At 66.8% G+C, this 14,775-nt stretch carries 13 protein-coding genes and 1 tRNA gene; 6 read left to right on the top strand and 8 right to left on the bottom strand.

Features of this window, described 5'->3' with window-relative positions:
• Nucleotides 1-32: 32 nt before the first annotated feature.
• The gene (locus tag M9945_RS12940) at nt 33-1,490 is read right to left on the bottom strand and encodes a glutamate synthase subunit beta (protein WP_367944941.1); all 1,458 of its coding nucleotides are present in this window, start codon (nt 1,488-1,490) and stop codon (nt 33-35) included.
• A 189-nt stretch (nt 1,491-1,679) separates the two neighbouring features.
• Nucleotides 1,680-6,434: a glutamate synthase large subunit gene (gene gltB, locus M9945_RS12935; protein ID WP_367944940.1), complete on the bottom strand. Its 4,755-nt coding sequence runs from the start codon at nt 6,432-6,434 to the stop codon at nt 1,680-1,682.
• 374 nt (nt 6,435-6,808) lie between these two features.
• On the opposite strand from gltB, the gene M9945_RS12930 reads away from it, so the two are divergent.
• A complete protein-coding gene (locus M9945_RS12930) occupies nt 6,809-7,858 on the top strand; it encodes a low specificity L-threonine aldolase (RefSeq protein ID WP_367944939.1) in 1,050 nt (349 codons plus the stop codon).
• Nucleotides 7,859-7,917: 59 nt separating this feature from the next.
• Here M9945_RS12930 and M9945_RS12925 read toward each other — a convergent pair whose 3' ends face one another.
• On the bottom strand, nt 7,918-8,385 hold the full coding sequence (locus M9945_RS12925; RefSeq protein ID WP_367931018.1) for an Hsp20 family protein: 468 nt from the start codon (nt 8,383-8,385) through the stop codon (nt 7,918-7,920).
• Between M9945_RS12925 and M9945_RS12920 the strand changes: the two genes are divergently transcribed.
• Nucleotides 8,377-8,559 (top strand): hypothetical protein, encoded by a 183-nt coding sequence (locus tag M9945_RS12920; protein ID WP_367944938.1) that lies wholly within the window; start codon nt 8,377-8,379, stop codon nt 8,557-8,559. The genes M9945_RS12925 and M9945_RS12920 overlap by 9 nt on opposite strands.
• A gap of 263 nt (nt 8,560-8,822) precedes the next feature.
• Nucleotides 8,823-9,773: an alpha/beta fold hydrolase gene (locus M9945_RS12915; RefSeq protein WP_367944937.1), complete on the top strand. Its 951-nt coding sequence runs from the start codon at nt 8,823-8,825 to the stop codon at nt 9,771-9,773.
• 11 nt (nt 9,774-9,784) lie between these two features.
• On the opposite strand, the gene hisN is transcribed toward M9945_RS12915, so the two are convergent.
• Together hisN and M9945_RS12905 are read right to left on the bottom strand one after the other, a co-directional pair.
• Nucleotides 9,785-10,561, bottom strand: coding sequence for a histidinol-phosphatase (hisN, locus tag M9945_RS12910; protein WP_367931020.1), 777 nt, complete (start codon nt 10,559-10,561; stop codon nt 9,785-9,787).
• Between the two features lie 227 nt (nt 10,562-10,788).
• Nucleotides 10,789-11,685, bottom strand: coding sequence for an N-formylglutamate amidohydrolase (locus M9945_RS12905; protein WP_367931021.1), 897 nt, complete (start codon nt 11,683-11,685; stop codon nt 10,789-10,791).
• 247 nt (nt 11,686-11,932) lie between these two features.
• Here M9945_RS12905 and cpdR point away from each other — a divergent pair, with 247 nt between their 5' ends.
• Nucleotides 11,933-12,295 (top strand): cell cycle two-component system response regulator CpdR, encoded by a 363-nt coding sequence (cpdR, locus tag M9945_RS12900; protein WP_367931022.1) that lies wholly within the window; start codon nt 11,933-11,935, stop codon nt 12,293-12,295.
• A gap of 83 nt (nt 12,296-12,378) precedes the next feature.
• Nucleotides 12,379-12,453: transfer RNA gene (locus M9945_RS12895), tRNA-Val, on the top strand.
• A 183-nt stretch (nt 12,454-12,636) separates the two neighbouring features.
• Here the strand turns inward: M9945_RS12895 and M9945_RS12890 are convergent.
• Nucleotides 12,637-12,876 (bottom strand): hypothetical protein, encoded by a 240-nt coding sequence (locus M9945_RS12890; protein WP_367944936.1) that lies wholly within the window; start codon nt 12,874-12,876, stop codon nt 12,637-12,639.
• A gap of 72 nt (nt 12,877-12,948) precedes the next feature.
• On the opposite strand from M9945_RS12890, the gene M9945_RS12885 reads away from it, so the two are divergent.
• A complete protein-coding gene (locus tag M9945_RS12885) occupies nt 12,949-13,302 on the top strand; it encodes a hypothetical protein (protein WP_367944935.1) in 354 nt (117 codons plus the stop codon).
• Here the strand turns inward: M9945_RS12885 and M9945_RS12880 are convergent.
• Nucleotides 13,251-14,144, bottom strand: a complete 894-nt coding sequence (locus M9945_RS12880; RefSeq protein ID WP_367944934.1) for a hypothetical protein — start codon at nt 14,142-14,144, stop codon at nt 13,251-13,253. The genes M9945_RS12885 and M9945_RS12880 overlap by 52 nt on opposite strands.
• 136 nt (nt 14,145-14,280) lie before the next feature.
• Nucleotides 14,281-14,772 (bottom strand): hypothetical protein, encoded by a 492-nt coding sequence (locus M9945_RS12875; protein ID WP_367944933.1) that lies wholly within the window; start codon nt 14,770-14,772, stop codon nt 14,281-14,283.
• Nucleotides 14,773-14,775: the final 3 nt, after the last annotated feature.

Genomic DNA, 14,775 nt, shown 5'->3' with positions numbered 1-14,775 from the left:
ACGGGGAGAAGATGCCTCGACGGCGGATCAATTCACCGCGGCAGCAGCGTCTCGCCCATCAGGTGCTTGTCGATGGCATGCGCCGCCTGCCGGCCTTCGCGGATCGCCCACACCACCAGCGACTGGCCGCGCCGCACGTCGCCGGCCGCGAACAGCTTCGGCACGCTGGTCGCGTAAGTGCGGTCGTTGGCGACGACGTTGGTCGAGCGGCGGGAATCGACGGAGAGTGCGAGGCTGCCCCGAAGCTCGCCGACGACGCCGTCCTCGCGCGGCCCGGCGAAGCCGATGGCGATGAAGGCGAGATCGGCGCGGATGATGAACTCGCTGCCGGCAACGGGCTTGCGCCGCTCGTCGACCTCGCAGCACTTCACCCCGGTCAGCACGCCGTCCTCGTCGCCGACGAATTCGAGCGTCGCCGCCTGGAATTCGCGCGCCGCCCCTTCGGCCTGGCTGGTCGAGACGCGCATCTTCGTCGCCCAGTAGGGCCACACGGTCAGCTTGTCCTCCTTCTCCGGCGGACGGGGGCGGATGTCGAGCTGGGTGACGCGCACCGCGCCCTGCCGGAACGCCGTCCCGACGCAGTCGGACGCGGTGTCGCCGCCGCCGACGACGACGACATGCTTGCCGCCGGCGAGGATCGGCTCGGACGGCCAGGCGACGGAGCAGATGTCCTCGCCGCCGACGCGGCGGTTCTGCTGGACGAGATAGGGCATCGCGTCGTGGACGCCGGCATAGTCGACGCCGGGAATGCCGGCCGGGCGCGGCGTTTCCGAGCCGCCGCAATAGAGCACCGCGTCGTATTCGGCGATGAGGTCGGCGACCGGCTTGTCGACACCGACATTGACCCCGCAGAAGAAGGTGACGCCCTCGCCCTCCATCTGGCTGACGCGCGCGTCGACATACTGCTTCTCGATCTTGAAGTCGGGGATGCCGTAGCGCATCAGCCCGCCGGGCTTCGATTCGCGCTCGTAGACATGGACCTCGTGGCCGGCGCGGCCGAGCTGCTGGGCGGCGGCCATGCCGGCCGGGCCGGAGCCGATGACCGCGACGCGCCTGCCGGTCTGCTGCGCCGCCGGCTGCGGCGCGAGAAACCCCGTCTCGTAGGCCCTGTCGGCGATGGCCTGCTCCACCGTCTTGATGGCGACAGGGATGTCCTCGAGGTTCAGCGTGCAGGCTTCCTCGCACGGGGCCGGGCAGATGCGGCCGGTCCAGTCGGGGAAGTTGTTGGTCGAATGCAGGTTGCGGATCGCCCCTTCCCAGTCGCCATTGTAGACGAGGTCGTTCCAGTCCGGGATCTGGTTGTGGACCGGGCAGCCCGTCGGCCCGTGGCAATAGGGCACGCCGCAATCCATGCAGCGCGCGGCCTGCTTCTCCACCTCCTTGTCGGACATCGGGAGCGTGAACTCCCGGAAATGGCGGATGCGATCCGCCGCCGGCTGGTACTTCGGCACCTGCCTGTCGATCTCGAGAAATCCCGTTACCTTGCCCATCGGTCCAATCCCCGGACTTTCCGTTCGACCAGCCGGCATCGATGCCGGCGCGCGGTCGTGCGTAGTGTCAATCGAAACCGGAGCCCTGCCCCGGCATGGCGGGCCGCCGCTCGCGACCCCTCGATCAGCGCGGACGCGCTCCGGGTTTGAGCGAGGGCGGGACGCCCATTGGGAAGATGGCCAGCCTTATCATGCCGCCGCCGCTCCCTTGCGCATGCGCTCCATGTCTTCCAGCGCGCGGCGGTACTCGACCGGCATCACCTTGCGGAACTTCGGCCGGTAGTCGGCCCAGTTCTCGAGAATGGCGCGCGCGCGTTCCGAGCCGGTGTAGTGGAGATGGTTGGAGACGAGCTGGTAGAGCCGCTCCTCGTCATGGCTGGTCATGTCGCCCGATACGTCGACGCGGCCCATATGGGCGATGTCGCCGCCGTGATGGTGCAGCTTCTCCAGCATGTCGTCCTCTTCCGGCACCGGCTCCAGCTCGACCATCGCCATGTTGCAGCGGGCGGCGAAGTCGCCGTCCTCGTCGAGCACATAGGCGACGCCGCCCGACATGCCGGCGGCGAAGTTGCGGCCCGTGCGGCCGAGCACGACCACGAGGCCGCCGGTCATGTATTCGCAGCCATGGTCGCCGACGCCCTCGACGACCGCGACCGCGCCGGAATTGCGCACGGCGAAGCGCTCGCCGGCGACGCCGGAGAGATAGCACTCGCCCTGGATGGCGCCGTAGAGCACGGTGTTGCCGGCGATGATCGACTCCGTCGCCACGATCCGCGAGCCTTCCGGCGGGCGGATGACGATGCGCCCGCCCGAGAGCCCCTTGCCGACATAGTCGTTGCCGTCGCCGTTGAGCTCGAAGGAGATGCCGCGCGCCAGGAAGGCGCCGAACGACTGCCCGGCCGTGCCGGTGAGCTTCACCGAGATGGTGTCGTCGCGTAGCCCCTTGTGGCCGAAGCGCTTCGCCACCTCGCCCGACAGCATCGCGCCGGCCGAGCGGTCGACATTGCGGATCGGGACCTCGATCTCGACCTTCTGGCGCGCGTCGAGCGCCGGCTTCGCCAGCTCGATCAGCCTGCGGTCGAGCACGTCGTCGATCGGGTGCTCCTGAAGGCGCGTGTGCAGCCGTTCCTCAGGCAGTGCATCCGGCTTGTGGAAGATGCGCGAGAAGTCGAGCCCCCGCGCCTTCCAGTGGTCGATCATCGTTTCCTTTTCGAGCAGCCCCGTCTCGCCGACGATCTCATCGAGTCTGCGATAGCCCATGGCGGCGAGCAGCTCGCGCACCTCTTCCGCGACGTAGAAGAAGTAGTTGACGACATGCTCGGGCGCGCCCTTGAAGCGCTTGCGCAGCACCGGGTCCTGCGTCGCGACGCCGACCGGGCAGGTGTTGAGGTGGCACTTCCTCATCATCACGCAGCCGGCCGCGATGAGCGGCGCGGTGGCGAAGCCGAACTCGTCGGCCCCGAGCAGCGCGCCGATGATAACGTCGCGGCCCGTGCGCAGGCCGCCGTCGACCTGGAGCGCGACGCGCGAGCGCAACCCGTTGAGCACCAGCGTCTGCTGGGTCTCGGCAAGGCCGATCTCCCACGGCGAACCGGCATGCTTCAGCGAGGTCAGCGGCGAGGCGCCGGTGCCGCCGTCGTAGCCGGCGATGGTGATGTGGTCGGCGCGCGCCTTGGCGACGCCCGCCGCCACCGTGCCGACGCCGACCTCGGAGACGAGCTTGACCGAGATGTCGGCGACCGGATTGACGTTCTTCAGATCGTAGATGAGCTGCGCCAGATCCTCGATCGAATAGATGTCGTGATGCGGCGGCGGCGAGATCAGGCCGACGCCCGGCGTCGAATGCCGCGTCTTGGCGATCGTGGCGTCGACCTTGTGGCCGGGAAGCTGGCCGCCCTCGCCGGGCTTGGCGCCCTGCGCCACCTTGATCTGGATGACGTCGGAATTGACGAGGTATTCGGTCGTCACGCCGAAGCGGCCCGACGCCACCTGCTTGATCGCCGAGCGCTCCGGGTTGGGCGAGCCGTCGGGCAGGGCCAGGTAGCGGTCAGGCTCCTCGCCGCCCTCGCCGGTGTTCGACTTGCCGCCGATCCGGTTCATGGCGATGGCGAGCGTCGTGTGCGCTTCTCTGGAGATCGAGCCGAACGACATCGCCCCGGTCGAGAAGCGCCTGACGATGTCCGCAGCCGACTCGACCTCGTCGAGCGGCACCGGCGCGCGGCCGGTTTCCTCGGCCGTCCTGATGCGGAACAGCCCGCGGATGGTCCGCGCCCGCGCGGCCTCGCCGTCGATCTCGCGCGAGAACTCCTTGAACGTCTCCCACGATCCCTTGCGCACCGCGTGCTGGAGCGTCGCCACCGCGTCCGGCGTCCACATATGCGCCTCGCCGCGCATGCGGTACATGTACTCGCCGCCGACTTCGAGCGCGTGCTTCAGCACCGGGTCCTCGCCGAAGGCGTCGGTGTGGCGGCGCACGGTCTCGGCGCACATCTGCTCCAGCCCGATGCCCTCGATGGTGGTGGCCGTGCCGGTGAAGTACTTGTCGACGAACTCCGACGACAGGCCGATCGCGTCGAAGATCTGCGCGCCGCAATAGGACTGGTAGGTCGAGATGCCCATCTTGGACATGACCTTGAGGATGCCCTTGCCGATGGACTTGATGTAGCGGGTAACGACTTCCTGTTCGTCCACCTCGGGCGGGAACTGGCCCTTGCGGTGCATGTCGATCAGCGTGTCAAAGGCGAGATAGGGGTTGATCGCCTCCGCGCCGTAGCCGGCAAGGCAGCAGAAGTGGTGAATCTCGCGCGGCTCGCCGGATTCGACCACGAGCCCGACCGAGGTGCGCAGCCCCTTGCGGATCAGGTGGTGGTGGACCGCCGCCGTGGCCAGCAGCGTCGGGATGTCGATGCGGTCAGGCCCGATCTGCCGGTCGGAGAGCACGATGATGTTGTAGCCGCCGGCGACGGCCGCCTCGGCGCGCTCGCACAGCCGCTCGATGGCCGCCGGCATGCCCTCGGCCCCTTCCGTCACCGAATAGGTGATGTCGATGGTCTTGGTGTCGAAGCGGTCCTCGGTGTGGCCGATGGAGCGGATCTTTTCGAGGTCGGCGTTGGTCAGCACCGGCTGGCGCACTTCCAGCCGCTTCTTGCGGGACGAGCCGACGAGGTCGAAGATGTTCGGCCTCGGCCCAATGAAGGAGACGAGGCTCATCACCAGCTCCTCGCGGATCGGGTCGATGGGCGGGTTCGTCACCTGGGCGAAATTCTGCTTGAAATAGTCGTAGAGCAGCTTCGGCTTGTCGGACATCGCCGCGATGGGCGTGTCCGTGCCCATCGAGCCGATCGCTTCCTGCGCGGTGGTCGCCATCGGCGCCATCAACAGCTTCAAATCCTCCTGCGTGTAGCCGAAGGCCTGCTGGCGGTCGAGCAGCGACACGTCCTTGCGCAGCGCGCGCGGCTCCACCGGCTTCAGCTCCTCGAGGATGAGCTGGGTGTTGTCGAGCCACTTGCGGTAAGGGTGGCGCGTCGCGATCTCGCTCTTGATCTCGTCGTCGGAGACGATACGCCCTTCTTCCAGATCGATCAGCAGCATGCGGCCGGGCTGGAGCCGCCACCTTCTGACGATGCGCTCCTCCGGCACCGGCAGCGCGCCGGCCTCGGAGGCGAGGATGACGCGGTCGTCGTCGGTGACGACGTAGCGCGCGGGGCGCAGGCCGTTGCGGTCGAGCGTCGCGCCGATCTGGCGGCCGTCGGTGAAGGCCACCGCCGCCGGCCCGTCCCACGGCTCCATCAGGGCGGCGTGATACTCGTAGAACGCCTTGCGCTCGTCGTTCATCAGCTTGTTGCCGGCCCAGGCTTCCGGGATCAGCATCATCATGGCGTGGGCGAGGCTGTAGCCGCCCTGGGTCAGGAATTCGAGCGCATTGTCGAAGCAGGCCGTATCCGACTGGCCCTCGTAGGAGATCGGCCACAGCTTGGCGATGTCGTTGCCGAACAGCTCGGAATCGACCGACGCCTGCCGCGCCGCCATCCAGTTGACGTTGCCGCGCACGGTGTTGATCTCGCCGTTGTGGGCGACCATGCGGTAGGGATGCGCCAGCTTCCACGACGGGAAGGTGTTGGTCGAGAACCGCTGGTGGACGAGGATCAGTGCCGTCTCGAAGCGCGGATCGGAAAGGTCGCGATAGTAGGCCCCGACCTGATAGGCGAGGAACATGCCCTTGTAGACGATGGTGCGCGACGACAGCGACACGCAATAGGCGCCGATGTCGCGGTTGTCGTGCTCGGCATAGATGCGGCCGGAGATCACCTTGCGCAGGATGAACAGCCGCCGCTCATAAACCTCGTCGTCCTCGACGCCCTCGGGCCGGCCGAAGAACGCCTGGCGATGGCAGGGCTCGGACGCGGCGATGTCGGGCGCGCTCGACAGCGAGGAATTGTCGACCGGAACGTCGCGGAAGCCGAGGAAGGGGATGCCTTCCGACTGGGCTGATTCGGCAACGATCGCCTCGACATGGAGGCGTGCCGCCTCGTCCTGCGGCATGAACCAGTGGCCGACTGCATACTGGCCAGGCGCAGGAAGCTCGACGCCCTGGCGCTCCATCTCCTCGCGAAAGAAGCGGTCGGGAATCTGCACCAGCACGCCCGCGCCGTCGCCCATCAGCGGGTCGGCGCCGACCGCGCCGCGGTGGGTCAGGTTCTCCAGCATGGCGAGGCCGTCGCGCACGATCTGGTGCGATTTCACGTTCTTCATCTGGGCGATGAAGCCGACGCCGCAGGCGTCGTGCTCGTTGCGCGGGTCGTAGAGCCCTTGCGCCGCGGCGGCGCGAATCGCCTCGGTCTTCGTCGCGGCGGCGGTTTTGGCGCACACGGTTCCTGCCCCGGCCATCGATGCGGCTGGCGTCCGATGCGTCATCGCCTTGTCCTCCGTCCTGTCATGTCTCATGTCGTTCGCCGCGCCGTCGTTCGGGGGCGCTTTCATGCGCCGCCCGGCGCGAAAGCCGGCATCTTCCCTATGGGACCGCCCGCTTCGTGAAGCCGCGGCGGATGCGAAACGCATTCGCCGCCTCGTCGTTGCCGGCGGCAGATAGGACAGCAATGCTGTATAAGACAGCAATACTGTCCTATATATCCATGCCACAGGAGCCGGCAACGCACAAGACGCAAATGCAAAAAAATCCGGCATGTGGCGAAACTTTGCTGCGCCAGACGGCGCAATTGCGTTCTTTCCGTTCAGAAATCGCGCCGACCCTTGCCCAACGGGCCGCGTCCGTCCACAGTGGAAATGCCTGCAACCTTCTCTTCCGGACTCTGCCGAACATGATCTTCGCCTCCGACAACTGGGCCGGCGCCCATCCGGCTATCGCCGAAAATCTCGCCCGTCATGCGGCCGGCTACATGTCCGCCTATGGTTCGGGCGACCTCGACAAGGCGGTCGGGCGCACCTTCTGCGACATCTTCGAGCGCGAGGTGGCGGTGTTCTTCGTCGGCACCGGCACGGCCGCCAACGCGCTGTCGATGACGGCGCTGGCGCGGCCGGGCGGCGTCTACTTCGCCCACGCGCAAGCCCACATGATCGCCGATGAAGGCGGCGCTGTCGAATATCTTTCCGGCGGCGGCCGCCTCGCCCCGGTCGACGGCCCGCTCGGCCGCATCACGCCGCAGGCCTTGCAGGCCGAAATCGACCGCTATCCCGCCGCTTTCGTCCATTCCGGCCAGCCGGCCGCGGTCTCGATCACGCAGGCGAGCGAAATCGGCACCGTCTACGGCGCCGACGACATCGAGGCGATAGCCGCCGTCGCGCGAAAAAACGGCCTTTCGCTGCACATGGACGGCGCGCGCTTCGCCAACGCCCTCGTCTCGCTCGGCCTGACCCCCGCCGAAATGACCTGGAAGCGCGGCGTCGACATCGTCTCCTTCGGCGGCACCAAGAACGGCTGCTGGTGCGCCGAGGCGGTCGTGTTCATGGATGCCGACAGGGCGCGGCAGTTTCCCTTCATCCGCAAGCGCGCGGCGCAGCTCTTTTCCAAGTCGCGCTTCGTCGCCGCCCAGTTCGAGGCCTATTTTCGCGATGGCCTGTGGCTGGAGACCGCGCGGCACGCCAATGCGATGGCCCGGCGTCTCGCCGCCCATGTCGAGGCCTCGCCGCATGCCCGCCTCGGCTGGAAGCCGCAGGCCAACGAGGTGTTTCCGATTCTCGAAAAGACGGCGGCCGAGAGGCTGAAGGCGCAAGGCGCGGTGTTCTACGACTGGCATCCGCCGCGCGAGATCGCCGGCGGCATAAACGAGAACGAGACGCTGGTGCGCCTCGTCACCAGCTTCGCCACCACGCAGGACGAGGTCGACCGCTTCGGCGCGCTGCTCGCCTGAACAAAAAAAGGCGGCGTCCGAAGACGCCGCCCTTCTATTTCCGATCCTTACGGATGCGATCAGTGCGTGGCCTTGGCCTCGATCTGCTTCGCCCTGGCCGGGGCGCTGGCGATCTCGATGCGGCGCGGCTTCATCTCTTCCGGCACGTTGCGCTTGAGATCGATGTGCAGCAGGCCGTTCTTCAGCTCCGCGCCCTCGACCTCGACATGGTCGGCGAGTTGGAAACGGCGCTCGAAGGCGCGCGCGGCGATGCCGCGATGCAGGAACTCGCGGCCGTCCGCCTGCTCCTCGACGCGCTCGCCCTTCACCGTCAGCACGTTGCGGTGAGCCTCGATCGAAATCTCGTCTTCCGAGAAGCCGGCAACCGCCATAGAGATGCGGTAGGCGTCGTCGCCGGTGCGCTCGATGTTGTAGGGCGGATAGGACTGGCCGCTGTTATCCGGCTGCGCGAGCGAATCGAGCATCGTGAAGAGACGGTCGAAACCGACGGTCGAGCGATAGAGCGGCGAAAAATCGACGTGACGCATGGTGTGTTCTCCTGTCGAGCAACATGGTTTTGCGTATGGCTGCATGCAGAAAACCCGTTCCGGCGTCTTCCCGCGGCCAGCGGCCCCGTCATCGGCGGCCGCAGCAATGATCTGGGTTTTGCCCTTTCCGATTTCAAGGCCTCCGGCAACCCCGCCAACATGAACGCCAGATGAACCGCCGTTTCGGCTTTGGTTCAGGCGGCACGCGCTAGAAATACACCCAACAACGCGATCGACGGCGCAACGAAGCGCCGCCAGCGAGGCCGAGCCGGGTGTATCGTCCCTTCCTCCCGGATCGACAGAAGGCCGGAAGCCGCCCGAAAAGCGCTTCCGGCCTTTCACGTTCCGGGCTTCCGGCCGCACTGAAACCCTTTGCATTTCCGCCGCGCGCTTCCTATCACGGGCAGGTACCCGCTCCGGAGACAGACCTTCCCGCCATGCCGGACTTCATTTTCGAGACGCCGGGCAACCCGATGCCGGAAAACGCCAGCGCCGGCTTCCTCGCCGCGCCGGACGGCAGGCGCCTGCGTTACGCCTGCTTCAAGGCGACGGGCCGCCCGCTGAAGGGAACGGTGGTCGTCCTCCAGGGGCGCAACGAGTGCATCGAGAAATATTTCGAGACCGTGCGCGACCTGTCGGCGCGCGGCTTCGGGGTCGCCACCTTCGACCTGCGCGGACAGGGCGGGTCGCAGCGGCTGCTCGCCGACCCCGAGCGCGGCCACGTCCGCGACTTCGACGACTACGCCGCCGACCTCGAGCCGTTCTTCCGCCAGATCGTCCTGCCCGACTGCCGCGGCCCCTATTACATCCTCGCCCATTCGACCGGGGCGCTCGTCGCGCTCGTCGCCGCGCCGGCGCTGCAAAGCCGGGTCGAGCGCATGGTGCTGTCCGCGCCGCTGCTCGGCCTGCCGGACGGGACGATTTCCGCCCGCAACGCCAAAAGGCTGGCGAGCGCCATGCACGCCTTCGGCCTCGGCGCGTCCTATATCAGCGGCGGCCCGCGCGGGCTGGAGCCGACGCCGTTCGACGAGAACGTGCTGACCAGCGACCCGGTGCGCTACGCGCGCAACCTCGCTCTCTATCGCTGGTATCCCGAATTCGCGCTCGGCGGCGTCACCGCCACCTGGGTGCGCGCCGTCTTCAAGGCGGCGGCCAGGGTCAATGCGCCCGGCTTCGCCGCGGCGCTGAAGATCCCGGTCCTCGCCATCGCCGCCGGGGCCGAGCAGGTGGTCGATTCGGCCGCCAGCGAGCGCTTCGGCCGCTCGTTGCGCGCCGGCGGGCTGCTGACCATCGACGGCGCGCGCCACGAGCTGTTGCAGGAAGCCGATATCTATCGCCAGCAGTTCCTCGCCGCGTTCGACGCCTTCGTGCCCGGCAGCGGCGGGTAGGCGGCTATCGCTCAGCCGTTGAGCAGTTCCAGCGCCGCCCGGTGCAGCTCCGGCGTCGCGGCGGCGACGATGTCGCCCGCCTTCTCGGCCGGCCCGCCGTCCCAGGTGGTGATGACGCCGCCGGCCTTTTCGATGATCGGCACCAGCGCGACGATGTCGTAGAGCTGGAGCCCGCTCTCGACCACGAGGTCGATGGTGCCGGCCGCCAGCATCGCATAGGCGTAGCAATCCGTGCCGTAGCGCGCGAGCTTCACCTCGCGCTCCAGCCGGTCATAGGCCGCGCGCTTGCCGCCTGCGAACAGCGCCGGCGTCGTCGTGCACAGCGTCGCCTCCCCCAGCGCCGTCGTCGGGCGGACGCCAAGCGCGCGCGCCCCGCCCGGCCCTTCATAATGCGCGCCGTCGGCATCGGCGTGAAAGGCTTCGCCGGTGAAGGGCTGGAACATCATCCCCGCCACCGCGTCGCCGTCCTCGAGCAGGCCGACCAGCGTTCCCCACAACGGGATGCCGGAGATGAAGGAGCGCGTGCCGTCGATGGGGTCGATGACCCAGACATGCCGGCTGTCGCCGTTCTCGACGCCGAACTCCTCGCCGACGATGCCGTGGTCGGGAAAGGCGTCGTGGATCAGGGAGCGGATCGCCTGCTCGGCGGCGCGGTCCGCCTCCGTCACCGGGTCGAAGCCGACGGCGTATTTATTGTCCGAGGCGAGCCCCGCCATGCGGAAACGCGGCAGCGTCTCGGCCGCCGCGGCGGCGGCGATCCGCCGCATGAATTCCTTCTCGATCCTCATCGCCACCTCTTGCCGAAAACCCGCATCGCACGACCCGCACCGCACGGACGATCCCGATTGTTCATGGCATGAACAATCGGCTTGACATTTGTGCAACGCAACATAGACTTGAAGATGAACAGGGAAACCTGTTCATGCCCTCCTTGGGCGTTTCCTCCCTAGACTTCGGCCGCGCCGTAAGCAACGGTGCGGTCTTTTTTTGACCGGTATGGTGGGGAATATCCCGCTCACTCCGCCGCGAGCGGCACCGTGCCGGGCACGATCAGGCTTTCGGGGATCGCCATCATCTCGGCGCAGAAGCGGGTCAGATCGGCGGCGAGCGGCGCGAAGCCGACCGACGGCTCGTAGGTGCGCTCGTTGAGATAAAGCCCGCGATTGATCTCGATCTGCAAAGCGTGGACGCCCTGTGCGGGCCGGCCGTAATGCTCGGTGATGAAGCCGCCGGCATAAGGCTTGTTGTGGGCGACGTTGTAGCCCATGCCGATGAGGATCGCGATCGCAGCGTCGGTCAGTGCCGGGGCGCAGGCGGTGCCGAAGCGGTCGCCGACGATGAAGTCCGGCCGCACCGACCCGTCCCCTACCCGCACGCTCGCCGGCATCGAGTGGCAGTCGATCAGCACCGCGAAGCCGAACGCCGCCCGCGTACGCGAAAGAAGCCGCCCCAGTGCCTCGTGATAGGGCTTGTAGCTCGTCTCGATGCGCGAGAGCGCCTCGGCGAGCGGCAGCTTGCCGGTATAGATCTCCTGGCCCTCGCCGACCAGCCGCGGCACGGTGCCGAGCCCGCCGACCACGCGCGCCGAGCGCATGTTGGCATGGGCGGGCAGCGCCTCCTCGAACATGCGCGGATCGAGTTCCCACGGCTCGCGGTTGACGTCGAGATAGGCGCGCGGAAAGTTGGCCGCCAGCATCGGCGCGCCGAGCGCCACCGCGCCGCGGAACAGCTCGTCGACGTAGCAATCCTCCGAGCGGCGGATGGCCGAGGCGTCGAGCCGGCTCATGGCAAGGAAGCGCGGCGGATAGAAGCGGCCGCTATGCGGCGAGTTCAGCACGAACGGCACCCGCTGCTCGGCGGGGGCGATGGTCGCGAAGGGCGGGGTCGCGACGAAATCCTGCGCTGCCGACATTTGTCTCCCGCTGCCCGTGTTCCGCGAACGCTCAGAAGGCGGGCCCGGCTTCGCCGCCGCCTACCGCCGGACCCTGCCATCTGCCGCCCCGCCTGTCCAGCCGCGCCCGAGGGTGCCGGTCGCGGCATCGCCGCGCAGCGCCTGCGTTCACTTGATATTTACCGCCCGGCGAGCATATACGGCAAAGGGTCGGGAACGCTCCGCATGGTGGCCGGGGCGACGGATAAGACTGATTCGGACGGGACTTATGGCAAGAATCCTGCTTGCGGAAGACGACGACGACATGCGTCGCTTTCTGGTGAAGGCGCTCGAGCGCGCCGGCTACGACGTCAGCGATTTCGACAATGGCGCCAGCGCCTATGAGCGGCTGCGCGAGGAGCCGTTCTCGCTGCTGCTGACCGACATCGTCATGCCGGAGATGGACGGGATAGAGCTGGCGCGGCGCGCCACCGAGATCGACCCGGACCTCAAGGTGATGTTCATCACCGGCTTCGCGGCGGTGGCGCTGAACCCGGATTCTCGCGCCCCGAAGGACGCCAAGGTCCTGTCGAAGCCCTTCCATCTGCGCGACCTCGTCACCGAGGTCGAGAAGATGCTGAAGGCGGCCTGACACCGCCTTCCAATATCGGCGTCGGGAGAGTTTTCCTCTATTGACGCCGACCCCGGCCTGTGGTGTATGCGCGGGCATCGGATGGGCGTGTAGCTCAGCGGGAGAGCACTACGTTGACATCGTAGGGGTCACAGGTTCAATCCCTGTCACGCCCACCATCCAAATCAAAGACTTAGCGGGAAAGCACATAGTTCCCCATAGGTTCATGTGAACCTCAAACATAAAAGCGCCCCGCCACCTTTCGGCAGCGGGGCGAAGCAATATGCAGAAAATGCATAGAGGTCAGGCGCTACTTGAGTATCGTGATCCGGCGGCGGCAATACTCAGCGGCGGCGTAGGTATCATCCCGGTGGCGGCTTGAGCCAACCGAGTACCTTCATGATACTCTCGCCCAGCATGACGATGCCCCCGAGGATGCCGAGGGCTGCGATTGCCAGCCACTTCGTCACCTTGCCGAAACCGATGATCGCCCTGACGATTGGTAGGCCAGCCCTGATTGTGCGAACGTCATCCGGACTGAGGTCCGTCAGGAAATCTTTGGTATCGTCCGGCAGATCGTCAAACCGCTTTGCATCGCTCATTTCCAGCACCCTCGCCTGGTCCCGAACGTATTGTGAGCCGCGACCTGCTCGGCGAAAGGCCTGTCCTGCGCGATGACGAAGGCGCGCGTCTCGGCCGAGGGCGTCAGCTTTCGCCAGCCATCGCACTCACTGGCAGGAACCGTCTGCGAACACCCCGCCAAGAGCAGCGCAAAGAGCGGCATCGTCCATATTGCGGATTTCGTCATCGGTCGCGTTCCTTTCGCGCAGGATTTCGACGGAGCGGTTGAGGATGGCCGTTCTTTCGGCCGTGCGGCCCGCCTGATAGGCAAAACGGTGCGAGAAGGTCAGGAGGCCGAGAACGGCGACAATGCCGACCATCGCCGCACCGGCGCGGGAGAAAAGGAAGGACAGCATCACGCCAGCCCCAGCTTCCTGCGCACGGCCGGCATGGTCGCGATGGCGTAGATCGCAAAGCCGACGATGACGAGCACGATCAGGAACTGGACACGCCAATCCACGAACGGGAGCGCCGCCGTTCCGCCGCCCGTGCTGAGCCACGTCCAGAACCGCTTGCTGTGGGATAGCTTTTCTCCGGCCATGGAAGGCGCAGGAGCGGGTTCCGGCTTCGGCGCGGGGATTGGAGCGGGAACAGGCTTCGCGGGCGCTGGCGGGGCTGCGCTGGCCGAATAGCCGGCCTCGACAAGCGCCTTCTCGAACGCGCGGGCATATGTGGCGATCATTGCCGCCCGATCCGTGCCATTCACGACGCGGCGAGCACCGACATAATCCTTCTTCGTGCCGGCCACGTAGTCGGGCAGTTTCTTGCCCGTGAACGTGCCGAGCATCATACCGTCTATCAGGATCGTGGTGGCATGATCGAGCCTCGCCGCAAGCGCCGGATTGGCGACGAGATCGACGCCAAGGCGTTTGGCCCAGTCGGTATAGTTGCGCCGGCCGGTGATCTGGACGAAGCCACGCCCCTTGAAGCGCTTCCCGTCGCCCGGCTGGGTATTGCCGAGCGTCTTGCGCCCCTCATAGGCTGCCCCGGAGGCGTATTCCTCCATCGTGCGGAAGCGGTCACTTTCGTGATAGGCTGTTCCGAAGATATAGGCCGCCTGTTCCAGCATGATCCGCTTGGCGTCGAGCCGGTTCAGGATCGCCTCCATGCGGTCTATCTGAGGCTGCGACAGACTTGTTCCGAAAAGCGTGTTGGCACGGCTCCGCAGAGCCGCATAGAATGCAGCGCGATCCATTGGCTTTCTCCACTGTTCGGATGGCGGTAACTGTCTGGCGGGCGCGGCCGTCAATTGGCAACTGCGGCAATGCCGTTGTTGCCCTTGTTGCCCTTGTTGCCTGCCCACGGCCGCCCACATTCAGGATAAAAAGCCCGGCCATATTGGACGGGGCCGGGAGTTGGCCGCGCTGGCTATCGGGCGCGGCGGGTCAGGTGATCTGGCTGGCTGCGATGAACAGGCCGTCAACCTGCTGCTCGCTCAGGTCCAGTTGCTGGGCAAGCGACACGATCAGCGGATGATCGCGGCGAAGCTCGGTCGCGTATTCCCATTCGATCCGGGCTGCGCTTCTGTCCGGTTCCGGCAGGCCGTCAATCCCGCTCTCCAACGCCCCGAGAAGACCCGCCGCGAGAAGGGCAAGGCGGGCCTGACGCATGGAGACAACGGCGGGGACTTCAGGCGATACAGGCGGCGCATCGTCAAGCTCATGCACCCACTTCACCACGCCCTCAACGCGCTGGACGGACTGTCCCGTGACGATCTTGCCCTCCGGGACCGGATCGGCAGGCTCGGGAAGGTAAAGGCCGATTGCAGCAAGGTCTTCCGGCGACCATCGTTGCTCGATAGAGCGCGGATAGCGAATGTCTTCGATCGGCTCACCGCGCCACGCAGCGAAGCCGTTCTGTGTTTCCAGATAGAGCATCTG

The organism is Aquamicrobium sp., from assembly GCF_023954335.1.
Taxonomy (GTDB): Bacteria; Pseudomonadota; Alphaproteobacteria; order Rhizobiales; family Rhizobiaceae; genus Aerobium.
This window is presented reverse-complemented; position numbering and strand designations above follow the sequence as displayed.

What these genes read in the sequence shown, in the direction of transcription:
- M9945_RS12940 (WP_367944941.1), bottom strand. Translation starts at nt 1,490, where the DNA reads ATGGGCAAGGTAACGGGATTTCTCGAGATCGACAGGCAGGTGCCGAAG.
- gltB (WP_367944940.1), bottom strand. Translation starts at nt 6,434, where the DNA reads ATGAGACATGACAGGACGGAGGACAAGGCGATGACGCATCGGACGCCA.
- M9945_RS12930 (WP_367944939.1), top strand. Translation starts at nt 6,809, where the DNA reads ATGATCTTCGCCTCCGACAACTGGGCCGGCGCCCATCCGGCTATCGCC.
- M9945_RS12925 (WP_367931018.1), bottom strand. Translation starts at nt 8,385, where the DNA reads ATGCGTCACGTCGATTTTTCGCCGCTCTATCGCTCGACCGTCGGTTTC.
- M9945_RS12915 (WP_367944937.1), top strand. Translation starts at nt 8,823, where the DNA reads ATGCCGGACTTCATTTTCGAGACGCCGGGCAACCCGATGCCGGAAAAC.
- hisN (WP_367931020.1), bottom strand. Translation starts at nt 10,561, where the DNA reads ATGAGGATCGAGAAGGAATTCATGCGGCGGATCGCCGCCGCCGCGGCG.
- M9945_RS12905 (WP_367931021.1), bottom strand. Translation starts at nt 11,685, where the DNA reads ATGTCGGCAGCGCAGGATTTCGTCGCGACCCCGCCCTTCGCGACCATC.
- cpdR (WP_367931022.1), top strand. Translation starts at nt 11,933, where the DNA reads ATGGCAAGAATCCTGCTTGCGGAAGACGACGACGACATGCGTCGCTTT.
- M9945_RS12890 (WP_367944936.1), bottom strand. Translation starts at nt 12,876, where the DNA reads ATGAGCGATGCAAAGCGGTTTGACGATCTGCCGGACGATACCAAAGAT.
- M9945_RS12885 (WP_367944935.1), top strand. Translation starts at nt 12,949, where the DNA reads ATGACGAAGGCGCGCGTCTCGGCCGAGGGCGTCAGCTTTCGCCAGCCA.
- M9945_RS12875 (WP_367944933.1), bottom strand. Translation starts at nt 14,772, where the DNA reads ATGCTCTATCTGGAAACACAGAACGGCTTCGCTGCGTGGCGCGGTGAG.